17 protein-coding genes are annotated in these 22,038 nt (G+C 36.7%); 3 read left to right on the top strand and 14 right to left on the bottom strand.

Annotated elements, in window-relative coordinates; genetic code table 11:
- Positions 1–15: 15 nt before the first annotated feature.
- The 5 genes from RHP64_RS04380 to RHP64_RS04360 form a co-directional block, all read right to left on the bottom strand.
- Entirely contained in the window at positions 16–1,368 is a 1,353-nt protein-coding gene (locus RHP64_RS04380; RefSeq protein ID WP_014324629.1) for an SLC45 family MFS transporter, read from the bottom strand.
- A gap of 106 nt (positions 1,369–1,474) precedes the next feature.
- Positions 1,475–2,428, bottom strand: coding sequence for a LacI family DNA-binding transcriptional regulator (locus RHP64_RS04375; RefSeq protein WP_025268027.1), 954 nt, complete (start codon positions 2,426–2,428; stop codon positions 1,475–1,477).
- 527 nt (positions 2,429–2,955) lie between these two features.
- Entirely contained in the window at positions 2,956–3,798 is an 843-nt protein-coding gene (locus RHP64_RS04370; protein ID WP_025268026.1) for a DUF1129 domain-containing protein, read from the bottom strand.
- A complete protein-coding gene (locus RHP64_RS04365; protein ID WP_038534124.1) occupies positions 3,785–4,132 on the bottom strand; it encodes a PadR family transcriptional regulator in 348 nt (115 codons plus the stop codon). Before RHP64_RS04365 ends, RHP64_RS04370 begins: the two co-directional genes overlap by 14 nt.
- A 113-nt stretch (positions 4,133–4,245) precedes the next feature.
- Positions 4,246–4,818 carry a TetR/AcrR family transcriptional regulator gene (locus RHP64_RS04360; protein WP_025268025.1) on the bottom strand — a complete coding sequence of 191 codons (573 nt, stop codon included), beginning with the start codon at positions 4,816–4,818 and terminating at the stop codon, positions 4,246–4,248.
- A gap of 140 nt (positions 4,819–4,958) precedes the next feature.
- Here RHP64_RS04360 and RHP64_RS04355 point away from each other — a divergent pair, with 140 nt between their 5' ends.
- A complete protein-coding gene (locus RHP64_RS04355; RefSeq protein ID WP_025268024.1) occupies positions 4,959–6,080 on the top strand; it encodes an alpha/beta fold hydrolase in 1,122 nt (373 codons plus the stop codon).
- A gap of 58 nt (positions 6,081–6,138) precedes the next feature.
- On the opposite strand, the gene RHP64_RS04350 is transcribed toward RHP64_RS04355, so the two are convergent.
- From RHP64_RS04350 to RHP64_RS04330, 5 genes are all read right to left on the bottom strand, one after another.
- Positions 6,139–8,391 (bottom strand): ATP-binding cassette domain-containing protein, encoded by a 2,253-nt coding sequence (locus tag RHP64_RS04350; protein WP_462785070.1) that lies wholly within the window; start codon positions 8,389–8,391, stop codon positions 6,139–6,141.
- A 140-nt stretch (positions 8,392–8,531) separates the two neighbouring features.
- Positions 8,532–10,037: a UDP-glucose--hexose-1-phosphate uridylyltransferase gene (gene galT, locus RHP64_RS04345; protein WP_071951902.1), complete on the bottom strand. Its 1,506-nt coding sequence runs from the start codon at positions 10,035–10,037 to the stop codon at positions 8,532–8,534.
- A 2-nt stretch (positions 10,038–10,039) separates the two neighbouring features.
- Positions 10,040–11,224 (bottom strand): galactokinase, encoded by a 1,185-nt coding sequence (locus RHP64_RS04340; RefSeq protein ID WP_011679648.1) that lies wholly within the window; start codon positions 11,222–11,224, stop codon positions 10,040–10,042.
- A 30-nt stretch (positions 11,225–11,254) separates the two neighbouring features.
- Positions 11,255–13,477, bottom strand: coding sequence for an alpha-galactosidase (locus RHP64_RS04335; protein WP_061514819.1), 2,223 nt, complete (start codon positions 13,475–13,477; stop codon positions 11,255–11,257).
- A 77-nt stretch (positions 13,478–13,554) separates the two neighbouring features.
- Positions 13,555–14,562 carry a LacI family DNA-binding transcriptional regulator gene (locus RHP64_RS04330; RefSeq protein ID WP_025268021.1) on the bottom strand — a complete coding sequence of 336 codons (1,008 nt, stop codon included), beginning with the start codon at positions 14,560–14,562 and terminating at the stop codon, positions 13,555–13,557.
- A 171-nt stretch (positions 14,563–14,733) separates the two neighbouring features.
- Between RHP64_RS04330 and RHP64_RS04325 the strand changes: the two genes are divergently transcribed.
- Together RHP64_RS04325 and RHP64_RS04320 are read left to right on the top strand one after the other, a co-directional pair.
- Positions 14,734–16,656 (top strand): glycoside-pentoside-hexuronide (GPH):cation symporter, encoded by a 1,923-nt coding sequence (locus tag RHP64_RS04325; RefSeq protein WP_061514818.1) that lies wholly within the window; start codon positions 14,734–14,736, stop codon positions 16,654–16,656.
- 137 nt (positions 16,657–16,793) lie between these two features.
- Positions 16,794–17,315: a 2'-5' RNA ligase family protein gene (locus RHP64_RS04320; protein WP_061514817.1), complete on the top strand. Its 522-nt coding sequence runs from the start codon at positions 16,794–16,796 to the stop codon at positions 17,313–17,315.
- A 28-nt stretch (positions 17,316–17,343) separates the two neighbouring features.
- Here the strand turns inward: RHP64_RS04320 and RHP64_RS04315 are convergent, their stop codons facing one another.
- The 4 genes from RHP64_RS04315 to RHP64_RS04300 all read right to left on the bottom strand — a co-directional run bounded on the left by RHP64_RS04315 (position 17,344) and on the right by RHP64_RS04300 (position 22,000).
- The gene (locus RHP64_RS04315) at positions 17,344–18,219 is read right to left on the bottom strand and encodes a lysostaphin resistance A-like protein (protein ID WP_462785069.1); all 876 of its coding nucleotides are present in this window, start codon (positions 18,217–18,219) and stop codon (positions 17,344–17,346) included.
- Between the two features lie 113 nt (positions 18,220–18,332).
- Positions 18,333–18,980: a YcjF family protein gene (locus RHP64_RS04310; RefSeq protein WP_025268017.1), complete on the bottom strand. Its 648-nt coding sequence runs from the start codon at positions 18,978–18,980 to the stop codon at positions 18,333–18,335.
- A gap of 111 nt (positions 18,981–19,091) precedes the next feature.
- Positions 19,092–19,634, bottom strand: coding sequence for an NADPH-dependent FMN reductase (locus RHP64_RS04305; protein WP_004164145.1), 543 nt, complete (start codon positions 19,632–19,634; stop codon positions 19,092–19,094).
- 140 nt (positions 19,635–19,774) lie between these two features.
- Entirely contained in the window at positions 19,775–22,000 is a 2,226-nt protein-coding gene (locus RHP64_RS04300) for a beta-glucosidase (protein ID WP_071951895.1), read from the bottom strand.
- Positions 22,001–22,038: the final 38 nt, after the last annotated feature.

The raw sequence follows: 22,038 nt of genomic DNA, 5'->3' as shown, positions 1-22,038 counted from the left end.
AACGTTATTACTATATTAATCTGCATTCACTGGATTACTATGAATTTCCTTAATAAAACCAACACTAACTGCACCCAATAGCATCAAAACCCCTGAAACTAAGATCATTGATGGAAAATGTGATCCTAATGCTGGAAATACAACAAAACTTGCAACTGACGCCACAATTTGTGGCAGGCATATAGAGCCGTTGAATAGCCCGAGATAAGTGCCCATGTGATCGCCGTTCAATGCATTAGTAACCATGATAAATGGATAAGCCATCATCCCTGCCCATGAAATACCAATCAAAATGAAAGATGCAATTAAAAGATATTGTGAATGGATAAAGAAAACTGAAATGAATCCTGTTGCCCCTAATAGAAGCGACAAAGCATAGCCAAATTTATTTTTTTCTGCCGGAATTTTAGAGAGTACTAACGACCAGAGTACGGCAGCAATTGCATAAACCGCCGACAAAATTCCAAACCAGTTTCCACCATTTTGATAACCTGCTGTTGTTGGGTCGGTTGCATGAAAGACATTATCTGCAACTGCACCTGTACCGTATGTCCACAAATACTGGAAAGCCATCCAGCAGAAGAATTGTGTCACAGTAACCATCCAAAATGTTTTTGGTGCGCGCTTCAATAAAGTTAAAAACCCACCATCATTATCATTTGGCGTGTTTAATGCGTAACCATGATAAAGCTCGTAAGTTGCGTCATCGTATTCTTTTACGTTGAATACCGCAACTAATGAGAAGACAACTAATACAACTGCACCAACGTAAAAGGAAATAATAACCGAAGCTGGAACCTGTCCTTTGTCAGCAGTATTAGCAACCCCAATTGCTGTTAACAAGAAAGGAAAAATTGTGGCTAGTACAGAACCTGTATTTGATAAGAAACTCTGAATAGAATAGGCGTATGATTTCTGATCTTCATTAACCATATCACCAACAACCATTTTAAAAGGTTGCATAGCCACATTTGAACTAAGATCCATAAACAAAATCGTTATTGCGCCAAACCATAATGCTGCGGTTGTAGAAAATCCAAAGCTACCAGAATTTGGTAACAGGAACATTACTATAACCGAAACTAATGCACCAACTAACAAGTATGGCATGCGTCGTCCAAAACGCTTGGTCCATGTTCGATCTGAAAAGTAACCAACCAAGGGTTGAACAAATAGTCCAGCCAAAGGTGGCAATATGAAGAAAAAACCAAGTTTTGTTGGGTCAGCACCCAATGTTTGGAAAATTCTTCCCATTTGTGAACTTTGCAAGGAAAAAGCCATTTGCACACCTAAGAACCCAAAACTTAACATCCAAATTGTGCTAAGCGGCAAATTAGGCAATCCCTGCCCTTTATGCTTATCATCCATTATTTCTGCCTCCAAAATATTATTTTTGTAACCGTTTACATTGAACAGTATAAAACAGTCGATAAATATTTGGAAGCGTTTGCCCGATGTTAGCGGTAACATCATTTCATTGCGTTGAATCGCGGATAATTAGTTCTGGCTTAATATTAACTTCAATTTTGGTATTTTCTTCGTCAGACTCAACTCGGTTTACTATCTCCTCGACCAATTTCTTTGCAATTAATGCAATCGGTTGCCTAATTGTCGTTAATTGTGGCGAGGAAATTTGGTCAATAAATACACCATCAAATCCAATTACTCCAAAGTCAGTTGGCACTTCATAAATACGTGTCAAGGATCTGACAACACCCAAAGCAATGCGATCTGTCGCGCAGACGAAACCAGTATTTGATTGAATACTTGTCACCATATTCGTCATCAATATATCCGCCGAGTGGGCATGGTTTTCTGTAGCAAAAACTTTTTGACTCATACCATACTTATTCATGACCGAACGATAGCCTAACGCCCGCTGCTTAGCAAATGGTAAATCAATTGCAATTCCAATGTACCAAATATCCTGATAACCTCTGTCTATCATATATTGCGTTGCCATCTCAATTCCTTGTTTATTATGAACGTCAACATAAGAAAGACGTGAATTTTCCGGTGCCACACCATACAAAATAATCGGTACGGTCACTAATGATAAACCCTCTAAGTCCGCTTGACGCCAGCCACTAACAATCATCCCGTCAATATTGTTTGTACTGGCGGCTAAATCGGTACTTATTTCGAGCGTGTAGCCGCTCTCTTGGAGATAATTAGCAATATGAATCAATAGCTTGGCGTAATTTGGTTCAACTGTTGTGACATCCTCTAAGAGTAAAAATCTAATCACATAATGGCGCTTGTTAACAAGCGCTTTTGCCATGCGATTTGGCTCATATCCAACGTCCTGAATTGCTTTCTCTACAAGCTCTTTCAATTCATCTGAAACTCGTTCGGGATGATTAATTACACGACTAACTGTCATTTTAGACACGTGTGCATTGCGCGCAACATCATTTAAATTTGTCATTATTATTCACCTATTTTTGGTATACGATACGGAACCGTTAAGTGCAGTTGTCAACAATTTAGAATGACTAGAAAGATGAGCTTGTGCTTCACGAAAACTTCGTTCTAAAAGCAACAAGTGGCTAACATTTTAACAAAAATAATAATTTTAACTGAAAACTAGCCCTAAAGTTCTGGTAGCTTCAACATGCGCATGGTTCTCACGTATTAATCCGGAGATTAAATCATTTTCGACTATATATAATAAATAAAGCGTTGAACTTGTCCGGCTTCAACCATCATTTTAATTGTATTAAATATCTTAGACCAATTTGCGATATTTTGTGTTGTCGCCATATCATACTTTTTGTCCACGCTATTTTAACATGAAAAATATTGAGACGGGCATCGCAGTACTCTTCCGACATTCCGGAATTGCACCGACTATTCCACATTTTTAAATAGTTTAATTTTAAATTAATCCAAAACAATTTATATCGACAAAAAAGTACTGATAGATATGAACTTTACACATCAATCAGTACTTTTTTATTTTGTTTGCTTTGATAATTTTCTAGCTGCGATAATATTGAATAGACAAAATAAAATAAACAATATTGTCGTTATTCCAGCCATTAAATATCGACCATTTTTTGTATGTAGCAATGAATTACCATAAGCTGGTATTCGTGTGACAATACCCATTATTCCTGCACCAGCTAAAAAAATGACAATTGGCCAGCCAAGAGTTTTATCTTTCTGTCGAAAAAAGAAGATAGCGCCAATAATTAAGGTAATTATAATAACTATAATGCCTGTCCATCCATCTAAGCTTATTTCAATTGGTGTGTGTACAAACGTTTTTATGATAAATAAGGGTGCAAACAATAAACTGATTGTAAACCACAATACAAAAATCTTGGCATACTTATTTTTCATTTTTCGATTAGCTGTATATATTGTTGAAGCAACATACTTCAATACTACAATAACGCTAATAATTGAGTATATCCCGCACAGTACAAGTGCGCCAACATCCAAAGGTGTTCCTGCAGTCATTAAAGACGGCAAAAAAGATGAACCTATATAAGCTGCCACAATGTATAACGCTAGCTTGACGCTTTCCCAAATATTAGATGGCATTGCCAACAAAATTTCATCCGCAAGTTCTTTAGGATTTTTACCAAAATATTCTTCTGCAGTTAAGCCATCATTTTGGGCGTCAATTATATCTTGTAATATGTTCAGAAGTTGCACTTCCATTTTATTTTCATCACGTGTTAACCCTTCAATTCTAATGTAAACTAATATATTTTCATAAAAATTTTTATTTTTTGTATTTAACTGTACTCGTAATTGATTATTTGCCTCAATCATTTCACTGGTTTTCATCTTGATTATTCTCCTCTACTAGCTTGTCAACAGCATGCTTTAAAAAATGCCATTCTTGCATAAAGTTTTGCTTTGCCTGCTCTCCTTCTGATGTAACAAAATAATATTTACGATCCGGCCCATCTACTGATACTTCCATTTTCCCTACAATTAATCCGCGTCTTTCCATGGCTGTTAATAAAGGATAAATAGTTCCTTTCGGGATATCTTCTAAGCCATATTCATTAATTTGTTTACTAATACCGTAACCATAATCCGGCCGTTTTGCCAAAATCATTAACATGATTCCTTGAAGAATACCTTTTAACATCTGACTGGATATATTTTGTTTCATGATGTATCCTCTCGATTAGTATGTTTAACATACTAGTAGTATAAAATAATGTCACTAATATGTAAAGCATATTAGTGACATTATTAAAACTTATATAAATTAAGAAAGGGTATTTACTGCTTAACGTTAGAAATGATCACCTCTTGCATTAAATTCATAAAATCAGTTTGCTCTTCAAGAAGCTTTTCGTTCTCAGCATGTTTTAACGTAAAAGAAATTGAAGTTAATGCAAGGTCAGCATAAATTTGGGATAAGAAGCCAACTGAAAAACGCTTATTCATTTTTTGTTTTGACAAGAAAGCGTGGGCATTATCGTATAATATTTTGTGAAAACGATCTTGAACACGATGTACATCCTGTTCAAGCGACATTAAAATTAATAAATCACTATCTTGATTAGCCATATCTTTGATAATTTTGTTAAAGATTTCAAAGGTATTTTTCTGCTGCACTGCTTCAAATCTTTGTTGGATTTCACAATTAAACTGCATCGCATACACATCAACAATCTTTTCAATGACATCAAACTTGTCGACATAGTGATCATAAAAAGTTGATTTGCTAATCAACGCTTGATCACAAATTTTCTTAACAGTGATTTTTGAAATACTCGTGGTCGTCAATAACCGCATCATCGTTTCAGTAATCAATTTTTCTGTTTTGATAACCCTTTTGTCTTTTGACACAATGCTGACCCTCCTATTTATACACCAATAATATCATACTGTTTTCTTTTTTCAGTATGATATCGTTCCTTATTACCGCTTTTGCCAGTTGTATTTTACCTTCATCATGTCAAAATGTACTTAAAAGAAGGAGGAACAACATGTTTAAACAGTATATTAAAAATGAACAATTCAATTTACAAATTAATCGATTCATCAATGATGAGTACGAAAATGATCAAAAAGTACAGGAAGATTTAAAAAGTATCATTCCTCAGTTAAAAGATGAAGAATCATGGTTTAAAGCATGGAACGACAAAGCTATTGCAAGAGAACAAGATGGTGATTTCTCTGTCGCATCAACTTATTATCAAGCCTCTGAGTTTTATTTGTCACCTGAGGATCCCCGAGATGAAAATGCTTATCGAAAGTATCGAGAAAATTTTTATAAAGGCTTCAACAACTTTGAATACGAAAGGTATCAAGTACCTTATGAAAATGGGTATCTACCAGTTGTAAAACTAGTCACACCAAACGCCACTAAGAATCTATTGCTATTTGCCGGATATGATTCCTACATGGAAGAGATGGTCAAAATGTCAAAATTTTTGAAAGGAATTGATTTCAACATTTATGTTTTTGATGGGCCAGGTCAAGGAACTGCGTTGCGTCAAGGGATTCACCTGATACATAATTGGGAAAGTCCGGTAAGCGTCATATTAGATTATTTCAACCTTAAAAGAGCTAGTGCAGTTGGTATGTCATTAGGTGGATATTTAGTTATGCGCGCCGCCGCATTTGAAAAACGATTGGACAAAGTTGTTGCATTTGATATTTTCTATAGTTTCTTTGATGCATTACGTATTCGAATGCCCTATGATCAAATTACTAAAATCGAACAGCTGCTAGCTGCTAAAGATGCCAAAACAGTTAATCTTATGTTCAAAAGTATGATGGCCAATAATCTAGATTTAAATTGGAAAATCAATAAGGGTATGGAAAACGTTGGCGTTCAATCGCCTTACGAACTATTAAAACAGTTCCAAAAATATAATATGGAACCGATTATGCCACTTATTAATCAAGATGTTCTGTTACTAGCTGGCGAAAATGATCAATATGTTCCCAGTAGCCGCTTAGTAGAAATTGATAGCAAATTAATTAATGCTGCTTCCGTTAAATCAATTATGTTTGACAAGGCGTCTGGTGGTGATCAACATTGTCAAGCAGGTAATCGACAATTGGGATTTGATGCAATAAAAGAATTTTTATCGAATAAATAGCCAAATATAAAAAGCAGAAAAATAAATCATATTTTTCTGCTTTTTATATGCAACTTTTTTATAAATATGGTTTTGTTATTGCATCATTTGATTTTTTCAAATCGTCGATTGTACCGGAAAAAACAACTTTACCACCCATTTTTCCGCCTTCAGGACCCATCTCTATCAGCAAATCAGCCTGTCGAATGACTTTCAAACTGTGTTCAATAATGACAATCGTGTTTCCTCTAGCAACCAGCTTATCGAAAAGCTCGAGCAAATGATCAATATCTTTTAAATGTAACCCATTCGTTGGTTCATCAATAATATAAACACTACTCTTCTTTTGTAAGTAGCTCGATAACTTGATCCGTTGCAACTCTCCGCCTGACAATGTACTCAAAGATTGGTTTAATTTTAAATAACCAAGACCCACATCACAGATTGCTTGCAAACCAGTAGCTATTCGTGTAATACCACTAAAAAAATCAACGGCTTGACTCACCGTCATAGACAATATGTCAACAATAGTCTTATCCTTATAGTCATATTGCAAAACTTCCTGATTATAGCGTTGTCCATGACACAATTCACACTCAGAAACGACATCGTCCATAAAGTACATATCATTAACGATAACGCCTTTTCCCTTGCAGCGCGGACAAGCGCCCTTTGAATTGTAACTAAATAACGATGGACTAACTGAGTTTGCTCTTGCAAATAGTTTCCTAATATCATCAAAAATATCTAAGTAAGTCAGTGGAGTTGATCTAAGACTAATACCAATGTTCTTTTGCGAAATATTGATAACATCGATTTCCCTTTGAATCAATTCTGACGCTACTATTTGTGCTAGAGACGATTTACCTGATCCAGCCACACCGCATAAAACAGTCAAAGCATTAAGTGGTATTTTTAAAGAAACGTTTTGTACTGTGTTTAAATTTTTATCTCTAACAGACAGCCATTTTTTGAAGCTGCTATTAGTATGATTATTCAACCTCTCATTTTCACGCATAGCAACACTGGTAATCGTATCGCTTTTTAAAAATTCATCGTATGTTCCCGAAAATTGAACATTGCCACCATTAACTCCCGGACCTGGACCAACATCAATGATGTAGTCAGCTCGCTGAATTAGCAGCGGGTTATGTTCCACTAAAATAATCGTATTGCCTTGATCCTTTAAGACTCGCAAACATTTATATAGTCGTTCAATATCTTTTGGATGTAGGCCTGAGCTAGGTTCGTCTAGGACATACATCACATCATTTAAAGAGCTTGTGATATGCTTAGCAATTCTGATTCTTTGCGCTTCGCCGCCCGATAGCGTATCTGTACTTCGCGCTAAATTAAGATAGCCTAAACCAATCGTAATCAAAGCATTTAGGCGTTTATCAATCTGTGTTTTAACATCCTGAACCAGTGGATTTCTTATTTTTTGAATTAATAATTGTAATTCATCCAATGACATTGCAACTAAATCACTGATATTATGCCCATCAATTTTGCAACTTAGCGCCTTTGCATTCAATCTGGAGCCCTGACAAGTTGGACAAATATCAGTGGATACAAACTTTTCAAGTTGCTTTCTATGCCTTTTCCCCTCATCAGTATTAATAATACTTCGCTTAATTCTCGGTAACAAACCCTCATATAAGGCAGTTTTTGGCCATTTTTCAGGAGGAGACGCTAGTTTTTGCTGCGGTGCGTATAACAATAAATCTAGTTCTTCTTTAGAATAATCCTTTATTTTTTTATTCAAATCAAATAAGCCGCTATAGGCATAACGTTTCCAACGCCAAGCACCATTTCCAAAAGTTGGAAAATCAATTGGATCTTCATTAAGTGATTGATTAAAATCAACAAGATATGTTAAATTAATTTTTTTAGTAAAACCTAAGCCATCACAAACTTCACATTTGCCTTGGGGATGATTGAAAGAAAAGGCATCTGAATATCCAACAGAAGGTTGTCCTATTCGAGAAAACAGCAAACGCAAGAATGTGTATATTTCAGTATACGTTCCTACTGTTGATCTGACGTTGCCCGACATTTTTCGTTGCTCAATTGGTATTGCTATTGGCAAATTAGTAATGTTATCTACAGCCGGTCTACCATATTTTGGTAAAATGTGTTGCACATAACTCGAGAACGTATCATTTAATTCACGTCTTGACTGCGCAACTAAAGTGTCAAAAACTAAGGTTGACTTTCCCGAACCAGATACACCTGTAAAAACTGTTAACTGGTGTTTTGGAATTTTGACCGAAATGTTTTTTAAATTATTTTGATGAGCATTGTCGATGCCAATCCATTCATTGTTACCCACGCTATCCCCCTTCCCGATTATCTTTAATGTACAATTCAATGCAATGTTATCATTTTTTTATATGATAATCAAAGTCAGAGCAGAGTATGTATTGAAAACATGAAAAAATACAAGCAATAACTTGTATTTTTTTCATGTTTTCAATTAGTTGTTAACTGCACAATAAATTTTTTCAAACCAGCTTGGCCTGCTTCGGAATTTTTGAAAACGCCAGCGTCTTCAAGGACTCTTTTAAAAATTTGACCAACACTTTGCTCCACCACTTCCGTTACATTATCAGCATTAAAAGTTTCCTCATGTTTTAGTTTATCGGCCCATATCTTGTGTTTTGGAGCCACAGAATCCGTATTCCCCAAAAGATATGCTTCGACTTCTGCAAGTTCTGTTTTTAAACGCGGTGGCAAAATAGCCAAACCCATTACTTCTATTAGCCCAATGTTTTCTTTTTTTATGTGTTGTACATCTGAGTGAGGATGAAAGATTCCGTCTGGAAACTCAGACGACGTATTATTGTCTCGTAACACAAGGTCTACTTCATATTTGTGGTCACGGAATCGGACGATTGGTGTAACCGTATGATGTCTTTCACCCGTTTGACTATGAGCTTGAATGAATAAACTTGGGTCGTCATAATCTTCCCATGTTTTCATTACTTTACCAGCCGCTGCGAGTAATTTATCGCTGTCCGAATCAATTAAGCGAATTGCAGTCATTGGCCAGTTTAATACCCCCGCTTCCGACAGGTTCACATCTGAAATCTGAAAGCTTTCCTTCAATGTTGCTTTTGCCATAGGTAAATCATAGCGCCCTGCTTGAAAATGATCGTGGGACAATATTGAACCACCCACAATTGGCAAATCTGCATTGGATCCAATAAAATAATCTGGGAATTTAGTAACAAATTCTAACAGTCTAGCTAAGTTTTCCTGATCAACGTGCATTGGTCGAATATTTTCTGATAGCACAATTGCATGTTCATTAAAATAGGCATACGGTGAATATTGAAAATACCAATTTTCATTACCTAAAGTTACTGGAATGACACGATGATTCGACCGAGCAGCATAATCTAAACGACCCCAGTAGCCTTCATTCTCTTTTGCCAACTGAGATGCAGGATACTGTTCCTGTTGTTGTGTTTTATTTTTCAGTGCTGCTGCAATTACCTTAGGATCTTTTTCAGGCTTTGAGAGATTAATTGTAATTTGTAATTGACCATACTCGGTCTCAACTGGGTAAGATAAATTTTGGCTAATTTCCCGCGTCTTGATATAGTTACTTCTTTTCGATAAATCAAAGAAATAGTCAGTAGCCTCCCGCGGGGCGTGATCGTAATGTTGCCAAAAAATTTGTCGAACCTGTGAAGGACGAGGCACAAAATAATCCATTAGTTGTGCCCCTAGTATATCAGCATTGATTTTTCTATTCTGTAATGTGCCATTATCTGCTGCAATTGCTACCAAATTATCCAATAGTGTTAACGTAGATAACCTCGAAACATCTTGATCACTTGTTACATGCTCATAATTTGATTCACCAATCATGCCTAATATTTGGTTTCCCAAGTAGATTGCATCTTCATTTGTGTAATCCGATTGTTCGATAATACGCTGAGTAAATTCCGTAATTAAATTATTTTCTGACATTATTATTCACCTACTTTACCGACCCAGTGTGCTCCGTCACCAACATTTGCTACATAAAATGAGGGATCGTAGCCAACTACAGATTCATATTTAGCCCCAACAGCCGCTTTCAAATCATCAACATTATCTTGATGTACTAGTGCGATTGCACAACCACCAAATCCTGCACCGGTCATCCTTGCACCGAGCACACCATCGACGGTTTGTGCTGTTTCCACAAGCGTATCAAGTTCTATTCCAGTTACCGCATAGTCATCCTTTAAAGACTGATGCGATTCATTCATTAACTTACCAAAGCTAGCCAAATCATTTGATTTTAATGCCTCGACAGCAATCTTAGTTCGTTCGTTTTCATAAACAGCATGGCGGGCACGTTTTACAAGTATGTTGCTTTCTAATTTATCAGCATATTTATTAAAAGTTTTGGCGTCTAATTCGCCCAGATATTGGATAGGTGTATATTTTTGCAATTGATAGACTGCTTCTTGAGTTTCACGAACACGCTCATTGTATTTTGAGTCAGCCAACTCTCTTCGTTTGTTCGTATTCATAATAACAACAACATAATCACCCAAATGGATTGGTACCATTTCGTAAATCATCGTATTCGTGTCTAAATAGATAGCTTGGTCCGCTTCACCAAATCCAATAGCAAATTGATCCATTATTCCAGTATTAACACCAACAAAATCGTTTTCAGCACGTTGTCCACTGGCCACCAATTGCAATCTCGGAATTTTTAGATCATATAGCTTTTGCGCCACTACGCCAATTAAGAGTTCTAAAGATGACGATGATGATAATCCTGAGCCGTTTGGTATGTTACCATTGATAACTAATTCAAATCCATGCTCAAAACGGTTACCATATCCTCTTAAAGCCTGCAACACGCCTTTAACAAAATTTCCCCAAGATGATCCAGGTAACTTTTCTTCGTCATTAACGTCAAAACTAATCACCCCTTCATCCGGGAAATTAGTCGAATAGAGTTTTACCAAACTATCCGCTCTTTGAGATGCTACGCCATATGTTCCCAGTGTAATTGATGCTGGAAACACGTGACCACCATTATAATCAGTATGCTCACCGATTAAGTTAATTCGACCTGGTGAGAAAAACTTGTCAGTTGGTTCATGATGAAATTGCTTCTTAAAAACATGAATTAATTCTTCGTATATTTCAGTCATTTCCATTTTTCCTTTCACAATGATTTTCACTTATTCAGCTTGCCATTTGAAATAACGCACCGCAGAGGTAAAATCAGCTTGCTTAATTGGCGTGTTATATAGACCAATTGACATGAGTTCATCTCCAGAATAATGTTCATTTGTTCTTTGATCAACATAGATTCCGTCAGATTTCAGGTGACTCATTTTAGTTACAGTGAAAACTGGCTGCGCAGTTGACAAAACACGGTAATTGAATAACAATGCTTCTGTCTTATCTTCACTGATAAATTCCCAGGCTGTTTCATTATTTTTAAAAGGACTTTTGATACGGTAGAAATTGCCATACTGGATCAACGAGCGATGCTGTTTATAAAATGTCACTTGATCTTTGATTTCTGATTTTTCTTCTAATGACAACTTAGCTAGGTTTAATTCATATCCAAAGACTCCTGCAGTAGCAACATCCCCACGCATAGCCAGACTCGTTTGACGCCCAGTTTGATGATTAGGCGATGCTGAAACATGCGCGGTCATACTAGAGACTGGGTAGCTTAATGTCGTCCCATATTGAATTTTTAAGCGCTCAACAGGGTCCGTATTGTCTGATGTCCACGATTGTGGAAAGAAATATAACATGCCAGCGTCAAATCGTCCGCCACCGCCAGAGCATCCTTCAAATAAAATATCTGGATAACGTTTGGTCAAACGATCCGCCAAATCATACACACCTAACATATAACGATGTCCCACTTCTCCTTGACGTTCTGGTGACAACGCTGCAGAATATACTTCTGTTAAATGACGGTTCATGTCCCACTTAATGTAATCAATCTTAACATTATCCAAGATATTTACTACTTGTTGGAAAATATTATCCACTACCTCAGGTCTTGAAAAATCAAGCACATATTGATCACGACTAGGGGTCAAATCACGGTTAGGCATACCGAGAATATAATCAGGATGTTGTCGATAGAGATCAGAATTTTTGGAAATCATTTCCGGTTCAAACCATAATCCAAATTTCATACCTTTTTCGTGTACTTTATCTGACAAGCCAACTAAACCACCGCCACTCTGTAATTTAGTAGCGTATTCAAACCAGTCACCCAAAGAACTATCATCATCATCACGTTTTCCAAACCAACCATCATCTAAGACAAACATTTCAATGCCTAATGGGGATGCTTCATCTAATATCTCTTGAATTTTTTTTGCATTAAAATCAAAATAAGTTGCTTCCCAGTTATTAATAACAATTGGTCTCTCTGCATATTGATATTTTCCACGAGCCACACGTTCTCGTAGCAAGTGATGGTAAGCTTGTGACATACCATTTAAACCGTCATCAGAATAAACCAACAACGCTTCAGGTGTCTGAAAGTCATCATCAGCGTTTAATTGCCAATCAAATCCATCTTCGTTAATACCAGATAGAACACGTGTCTGTTCCACATAATCTCTTTCGATAGTGAATTGATGATTTCCCGAATAAACCAGTTGGATACCAACAGCTTCACCCTCATTTTCGGTTGTGTTCGGTGTTACTAGCGCTACAAATGGATTCATGTGGTGCGAGCTTGTTCCTCGATGACTAGAAAATTCAGCCACTCCTTGGCGCACAGTTTGTCGCTCCATTTGACGTTCACGCACATGGGCGCCGGGTAACGAGATGATTTCTAGATCACTTGCTGGTAAATCTAATTGCAGTGATGCAATTTTCTCAATATTAATACTTTGTTGAGAGAGATTCGTTATTTTAGTTGATCTTGCAACTACTGGCCGGTCATTATAAATTGTGTAATAAAGTGATACTTGGGCATTTAGCGTACTATCCACAAGATTAATTATTAATGTTTTAGCTTCATCTTCAGATAACACGTAGGCCTGAGGCAGACGATCTAGATGTGGCTTGCCATTTACGATTTTGAATGATTGAAAACGAAAATCAGATGCTTGTGCACCGTTGGCTCCTTGAATTTTAATCGCGGCTTGACGAAAATCTCCCGTATTATAACCACCGTATTCTTGTAATAATGTGTCCTTCGAATAGCTACGATCTGTTTGATGTGGTTCTCCAGCTAAGTTTGGTGAGAATCCTCTATCTAGACGTGGATAATGTCGTGAACCATGATATTTTGTAATTTTTTTACCAAAATAGAGATGGCTTAGCAGTCCGCCCTCTTCAATTTGTATCAGGTAAGATATTTGTCGATTTGAAAGATGAAAAACATTTTGCTCGTCATCAAAAGAAATGTTTGCATTAGCCATAATCTTCCTCCGTGAAGTCTTTTACTAAATTACAAACACAGTTTACCACTCGTTTACTAAAATGTAAACGGTTACTTTTACTTTTTAAAAGTTTCTCGATATTTCAAATTTCCCGGTATTGTAGCCCAAACTGTCCAATCACGTTCATCATTCGCTAATTCGTAGGCTTGTTCTAAAGCCGTCTTCCCTAGTGCCGCGGGATTTAGATCTACCGTCGTTAGTGCCGGAACCAAGTAAGAGGATAACTCAACATTATCAAAGCTCACCACATCAATATCAATTCCTGGCTCTAGATTCTCGGATTTCAATGCATTAATGGCACCAATTGCAATAGGATCCGAAGCAACTAATAGTGCATCTATACTGTGTTCTTCTCTTAATAACGATATAGCGCCTTGCATGCCCGTTTCAGCATGCCACGGACCGGTGTAAAAATGAGGGCTCATTTGATGCTCTTCAGCCCAATTACGATAGATTTCACTACGCACATCTTCAACAGCAAGTGTTGAGGAGCCATCTAATTCTAGCAAATCGTTCACGCCACCAATAAATCCAATATGTCGCCGTCCAGCTTGATAAAACTCATCCAATATCCGAGTTGTCATCAACCGCAGTTCGGGATTGACAGAGTCAATGGTTTCATAGCGCGTTTTGGCATCAACCAACACAATTCGCTCATTAATTTTCTGCAATTGGTTCACCGCTTTTTGAGTCATATCGCCTAAAATAATAATGGCATCGTAAGTTGCGAAATCCGCGATATTAATGCCTTGATTAATTCGAATAATTTCATCAACAATAATATTTTGATCTTGCGCATTTTGCTCAATACTCAAGTATATTTGTCGCCAATAAGCATCGCTAGCTTCTCGGATTTCAGAAAAGACCGTCAATACTGCAATATGGATCAATTTTTTGGAAATACTTTTTTTATGTTTTTTTGTGTAATTCAACCTTTGCGCGGCATCAATAATCTTTCGGCGAGTTTCGTCAGAAACTGACAGAGTCAGGTCATTATTTAAAACTCGAGATACCGTGCTTGATGACACATCCGTTTCCAGCGCTATCTGCTTAATTGTTACCATATTTTCTTCCTCAATTTATGCAAGTTCATTTGCTTTATTTATACTCCTTATCATTTTACATCAAAATATAAAAAATACCTATTTACTAAATATTTACTAAAAAGTATTGATTTTTTAAATGAAAGCGCTTACTATTGAGATGTTAGCTACTACAAAAAGGAGATTACAATTATGAAGTCTAACCAGCAGTCAATGACATCACGCGTTTCATACGCTTTTGGTGCATTCGGTAATGATATGTTTTTTGCGACATTATCAACGTATTTCATTATGTTTGTTACCACACATTTGTTCAATAGTGGTAATGCCGCGCAAAATGACAAAATGATTAGTTCCATTACGCTAATTATCTTTCTACTACGATTTGTTGAATTAGCAATTGATCCATTTATTGGTAATGCAATTGATAATACAAGCACTCGATGGGGTAAATTTAAACCTTGGGTGGTTGTTGGTGGAACGGTTGGATCAGTTGCTCTGATCATTCTTTTCACAAATATGGGCGGTCTAAATAAATCAAACCCACTTCTTTATTTGATTATCTTTGGCATAATCTATATTATTATGGATATCTTCTATTCATTTAAAGATATTGGGTTCTGGTCAATGATACCGGCATTAACTTTTGACTCACGCGAACGTGAAAAAACTGCAACTTTTGCCCGTATCGGTTCTACTATCGGTGGAAACTTAGTCGGCGTTGTTGTTATGCCCATTGTTTTGTTTTTCTCTTTGAATCAAAATGATGGTACTGGTGACACTCGTGGTTGGTTCTGGTTTGCTGTTATTATTGCGGTAATCGCATGGCTGAGTGCGGTCGCTGTTGGTGTTGGTACTAAAGAAGTTGATTCCGACCTACGTAAGAACAAAGAAAAAACAACATTCAAAAATGTTATCCATATTCTAACGCATAATGATCAGCTCATGTGGATTGCCTTGTCTTATGGTTTTTACACCACGGGCGTCACTCTTGTTAATTCACTAGAGTTATATTATTTCACTTTTATTTTAGGAAACTCATCTGCTTTCTCAATTTTCGCCTCACTAAACATTGTGACTGGCTTACTATCTGTTTCACTATTTCCAAAATTAGCTGATAAACTTAATCGACGTAATTTATTTTTCTGGTGTATCTTAACCATGATTATCGGATTAGTTCTGTTTATTTTTGCAGGACAGTCACTCACAATGGTTCTAATCGCTGCTGAATTATTTGCCATTCCACAACCACTTGTGTTCTTAGTGGTTCTCATGACAATCTCTGATTCTGTGGAGTACGGTCAACTGAAGCTCGGGCATCGTGATGAATCATTAACGTTGTCAGTTCGTCCACTATTAGATAAACTAGCTGGTGCTATTTCAAACGGCGTCGTCGGATTAACTGCCGTAGTCGCTGGAATGACAACTGGTGCTACAGCTTCTTCAGTAACAGGGTCCGGACAATCCATTTTCAAAACCATTATGTTTGGTTTGCCAATTGTTATTATTTTAATCGGCACCTACGTATTTTATCGCAAAGTAACACTTACTGAGCGCAAGCACGCTGAAATTGTTGACCAACTTGAAAAAACATGGGGAAAGAAATTTGTTGACACAACAACGACTACAACCACGCCTGAATTAAAAACTGGTGAGTACACATACAATGCGCCTATTGCCGGTGAATTAATTAATCTCTCATCCGTTAATGACCATGCATTTGCTTCAGGATCTCTAGGTCAAGGATTTGCAATTCGTCCGAGCGATGGTCGGGTTTATGCGCCGTTTGATGCAACCGTTCGCGTTGCCTTCTCAACGAAACATGCCATTGGCCTTGTTTCAGACACTGGTCTAGTCACGTTAATTCACATTGGTATTGGTACTGTTGCTATGCAAGGGACAGGTTTTGTTACTTACTTCGAGCGCGGCCAACATGTTAAGAAAGGTGATCTACTCATTGAGTTCTGGGACAAGTCAATAAAGGATGCTGGCTTTGATGACACCGTTATTGTGACAATAACAAATTCTAATGTCCTTTCTGAATTCAACATTGTAAAACCAATTGGTAGTAAAGTCGATAAAGATGATATTGTTTTGACTTTAATCAATAAATAAGTAAATTTTAACATATAGAAACAAAAAGTTATCAATATATAATATATTGATAACTTTTTGTTTCTTATGAAGACTGTGTACATTAAATTTTGATATACTACAAACACAAGTTAAATTTATTTAAGGAGGCAAGGTTTATGTTACGTTCTATTTTAATATTTCCTAAACTTTCAGAAATAACAACAATCCAAAATATTAGGCGCGAACTTGATCCCTTATATCCACATATTCGTCCACACATAACTCTTGTGTTTCCATTTGAAAGTGAGGCTACAGACGAAGTCATTATCCAAAATATTCAAACGATTTTAAAACCATTCTCGGCTTTCAAAGTGACCTTTGAAAATTTTTCGTCTGATGAGAAAAGTTATCTTTGGCTACCTGTTGACGAGGGGTGTTCGGTCATTCAAAAGATGCATGATGTTTTATATCAATCCCCTTTGTTCTCACCCTTTCTACGCCCTGAGTTTCCATATACACCCCATATCACAGTGGGACAAATACACAATCAGCAAGCAATATTATCAACCTTAAAAGTGCTAAACTCAAAACAACTGCAAATCCATGCTGAAATCGATACCGTTTCAATCGAACATATCCTAGATAATGACGATTCAGACGAATTTTTCCAAATTACCCTATTTAGACCAAAAAAATAATCAACCATTAGGTCAAAATAAAAAGAAATTATTTAGTAGATTCGCAAATAATTTTTGATTTGTTCTTGTTTAATTTAATCCAAACTGCGATTGCACCAAATAACGCAACATGTAACGTTAGGCTCATTACACTCCCTTCGATGCCAAAACGCCCACCATTTAACCATTCATAAGCTTGTGTTGGAATTGATTTGAAAATTGGCGCACCGCTGTTGGTACTAGAAACTGCAACACCAAGAATTGGCCCTTGAAAAAAGTTCCACGCACCATGAAAGGCACCCACCACCCACAAATCTTCGGTTTCAATTCGAATCATAGCCATGATAGCACCAAACAAAAATAGTTCTAAGAAAGCTACTCTAGTTATTCCTGGGTTTGCCAAATGTAGCGCAGCGAAAAAAAGCGAGCTAATTATAATAGCTGAAGCACGGCTTAAATGTTGACTTAATTTACCTAACAAATAGCCTCTAACTAATATTTCTTCGCCCATGCCTTGAATACAAAAACCTAAAAGAAAGAGAACGAGCCACAGCACATTACCTATATGCCAAATATTAATGACTTGAAATCCTCCAAAGGCAACTGCTATTATCCAAGTTAGTACAAAGAATATTGCCCCTGCAGCGTACCCTATCAAATATCTGTATACCTTTTTATCTTTAGCAAAGGGCATTATAATTCTAAGATCATTTTTCCGACTTTTATATTGAAACATCAAAAAAATTGGTAAAGTAATTTGACTAATCAACATGAAAACTATGGCTACCTGACTATTTTCAAGCCATTCCTCGGATAAACCGCTACGCTCAGCATATATTCCGCTAAAAAATCCGCCGATATCCAATACAAAACTGAGTAAAAATGCATATACCAAATACTTTAAAACTATTTTTAATTTCCCCATGTTCAATGCTTCCCCCTAGCAATTAATACGTAACCAAAATAGTTTATAATGTTTCTTAATTAATGTCAAATAATTATAAAAAAGCATATCCTCATGAGATATGCTTTTTAAAATTATTTTTTCACTTTTCTAAGTGCTTTAAAGAGGATTTCAAACTGCCCTCGAAATGACATAGCTTGTTCAAATATGTCCTCACCATCATTTAACATTTTCACTGTCACCCATCCCAAAGCCTCGGTGATTGAAACAGCTACGGAAGCATTGATTACAGCACCGGATACAGTTCCCACAGCTGGTATAAATTTAATAATATTCCCCACTGCGCTACGACCAAGACCTACAACTACCAGTTCCTTAGATAAACTTTTACCTAAACCTTCTGACCATGATTGCCCAAACAATTTATGCAATCGTGACATCATAGTTAGTTGAATTGGTACTAGTAAAAACGCATCTGAGAACGGAATTGGCGAGCAGCCCACAATTGCAGCACTCAATGATGCAGCGTGAATAATTCGATGACACTTCTGAGCTGTTTGTTGATCAACTCCCGTCAAAAAGGTATCAAAAACTTGATCAAGATTCGATCGACTTTTAAAAAATATCTTGTCCGCCCTGGATTTCGATTTTTCATATGAATTCTGTATAATCTTTGAGGTTTTGTCAGGAAATCGTTGCAGTACTTCAGAAAAAAATGAATTGAATTCTTTGTCTTCTGAGACTGGATCATCGTTTCCCTTTTTAAACTGGTTTTTATCCATATTATTTAAGTCCTCTATCTTTATTATACCCTCATTTTAATTTTAATCGCATTTAAAGGCGCATAAAAAAACCTGACTTATTTCTAAAGTCAGGTTTTTTTATATTCTTAATTAAAACTTTTGTGCGAATGTAACAAATTGCTTTGCTGCATTTGCAAGGAAATTTTGCGTATCTGTGTTAGTAATATGACCATTTTCATCGGCTAAGTTTTGAACATTGCCAATATACAATTCTGGTTGTTGTAAAGTTGGCATATCCAAGAATACCAAAGATTGACGTAGCACGTGATGAGCCAATACACCAGAAATACCAGAAACTGACTGTGAAGCGACTAGCGCTGGTTTGCCAGCCCATGCGTTTTCACCCCAAGGTCGAGAAGCAACATCTAAGGCATTTTTCAAAGCTGCTGAAATGCTTCGGTTATGCTCAGGTGTGACAAAGATAAATGCATCTTGCTCAGCAACTGCCGCGCGGAACTTTGTATATTCTTCAGGCGAATCAGCATCAAAATCTTGATTGTAAAGTGGTAAGTTACTGATATTTAAGTAATTTACCTCAGCATCTTCAGGCAGACCAGCAACAAGTGCATCAGCTACTCCCTTTGAAAATGAGTTTTCACGAATCGAACCAACAACAACACCATATTTTGTCATTTATGTGACCTTCTTTCTAATTACTAAAAGTAAGTATACAATGAAATTGAGTAGTTTGCAAGCATCTATTTATATCTGTTTGTACACTAACCTAGCCATCTTTGAGTAACCATTTTCAATGAAATTTACAAACGAGTAGATCAATTATTTGCTAGTTCAATGAACTTGTTCACTTGATCTACATTTGCTCCGATCATAATAATTGCCCGCAGTGGCAAGTTTTCCATTAGCTCTCGATTACTATCAGACGAACTAATACTTTCAATCGCTGTTTGTAAACCAGACGCCACGAGTGATTCATGTAAACCATCTCGGTTAATGATTTCGCTAATATAAGTGTCTCCGCTGATCGGACGATTATTTGTCGTGCCCATCTCTAAAGAAACCGTTTTTTCTAATCTAATATCGCGCGAAGAACTACCTATTTTTAGATTATAGTCACCTTGATCAACTTGCCAGATACTTTTTTTCACGTTATACCAAGCAAAACTTCTCCGATCTAAGAAAAATTCGACAGTTTTACTTTCTCCTGGATTGAGTCCGACTTTAACAAATGCTTTTAATTCTTGACGAGGTTTCTCAACACGGCTTTCTAGATTTTGAATATAGATTTGAGCTGTTTCTTTGCCATATATTGAGCCCACATTGGTTATTTTGATTTTACCCGTGACATGCTTTTTCGTATTAGCTACTATTTCCAAATCTTCATACTTAAAATCTGTATAGCTTAATCCATGTCCAAATGGAAACGCAACCTCTTTCCTCTTTAAATCATAATGCCGATAACCAACAAATATTCCTTCATGGTAATTTTCTTCATCTACACTAGCATTGAACGTACCGTATGCCGGTGTGTCTTCAATTTTTTCAGGAAAAGTTTCTGCTAATTTACCTGACGGATTTGTTTGACCAGTAAGAATATTCCATGTCGCCTCACCGACAGCTTCGCCGGCTAAATAAGTTTCTACAATTGCTTTTACCTTATTTCTCCAAGGTGTTGCAACCGCTGATCCATTTTGAAGAACAACAATTATATTAGGATTAATTGCTGATAGCTTTTGAATCAAATTGACTTGATTTTCCGGCAAATCAATGGTTTTTTTGTCAAATCCTTCTGACTCATCTTGTTCTGGAACACCAGCAAAGAAAATGATTTTGTCACTCAACTCAGCAATAGATTCTGCTTGCTGTTCTAAATCTAAATTACCTTTTTCTTCAGATAAGCTATACCCTGCAGTATAAGTAACATTGTAATCACTGTTGCTTGCAACCTCATGTGGCGTAACAACTTTGTATGCATTTACATGTGAACTACCGCCACCTTGATATCTTGGATTCTGGGCTAGTTCACCAATTAATGCAATTTGTTCAGTTTGTTTAATTGGTAAAACATCGTCATCATTTTTTAGTAAAACAATGCTATCCTCTGCTGCTTTTCGAGCAAACTCATGTTGATTATTCTTATCATAATCCGTACTATCATCTTCGCTAACACGGAACTTTTCAACCAACGCCAGTACGCGTAATACTGAGATATCCAATTTTGATTCTTCTAGCTGACCATTTTGGACAGCAGATACAATTCTATCAATCGAATATGCACCATTTCCAGGCATTTCTAAGTCTAAACCTGCTTTTAGCGAAGCAATATTATCGGCTACTGCTCCCCAATCTGACATAACGACGCCAGTATATCCCCATTCATTACGCAGTATTTCGGTTAACAAACGATAATTTTGAGAATTGAGCACACCATTAATCGCGTTGTAAGAGCACATTAACGTTGCTGGATGTGCCTCTTTGACAATCTTTTCAAAAGCCAGCAAGTATATCTCACGTAAAGCACGTTCATCAACATTCGAGGACGAGGTAAAACGTTGATCTTCTCGATTATTGGCTGCAAAGTGCTTGACACTCACGCCAACACCTTGCGATTGCACGCCCTTCACATAAGCGCTTCCTAGTTCTCCAGTTAGATATGGATCTTCGGAAAAATATTCAAAATTTCTTCCTGCCAATGGAGAACGCTTAATATTAATACCTGGCCCCAATAAAACTGACACATTTTCAGCTCTAGATGCTGTTCCAAGATTTTGACCTAATTCATAAAGCATGTCCACATTAAATGAACTAGCCATCAACGCTGAACTTGGAAAAGCAATGGCTTCCACACTTTGATTCAAGCCTAGTGCGTCTGCACTACTTGCTTGTTTTCGCAATCCTGAAGGGCCATCTGTTACCATGATTTTTGGTATATCATTTTCAATATTTTCCGCGGTAAACCAGAAATCTTTCCCCGTTACTAATTCTGCTTTTTCACGAACGGTTAGCCCTTGTACAAAGGATAAATTAAATTTTGTGCTCATTCTTTCAACTCCTTTTTTGTTTTCAATACAACCATTCA

It is taken from the genome of Leuconostoc sp. XM4 (genome assembly GCF_055698815.1).
Note: the sequence above shows the minus strand (reverse complement) of the source record. Positions and strands in the feature narration are given on the sequence as shown.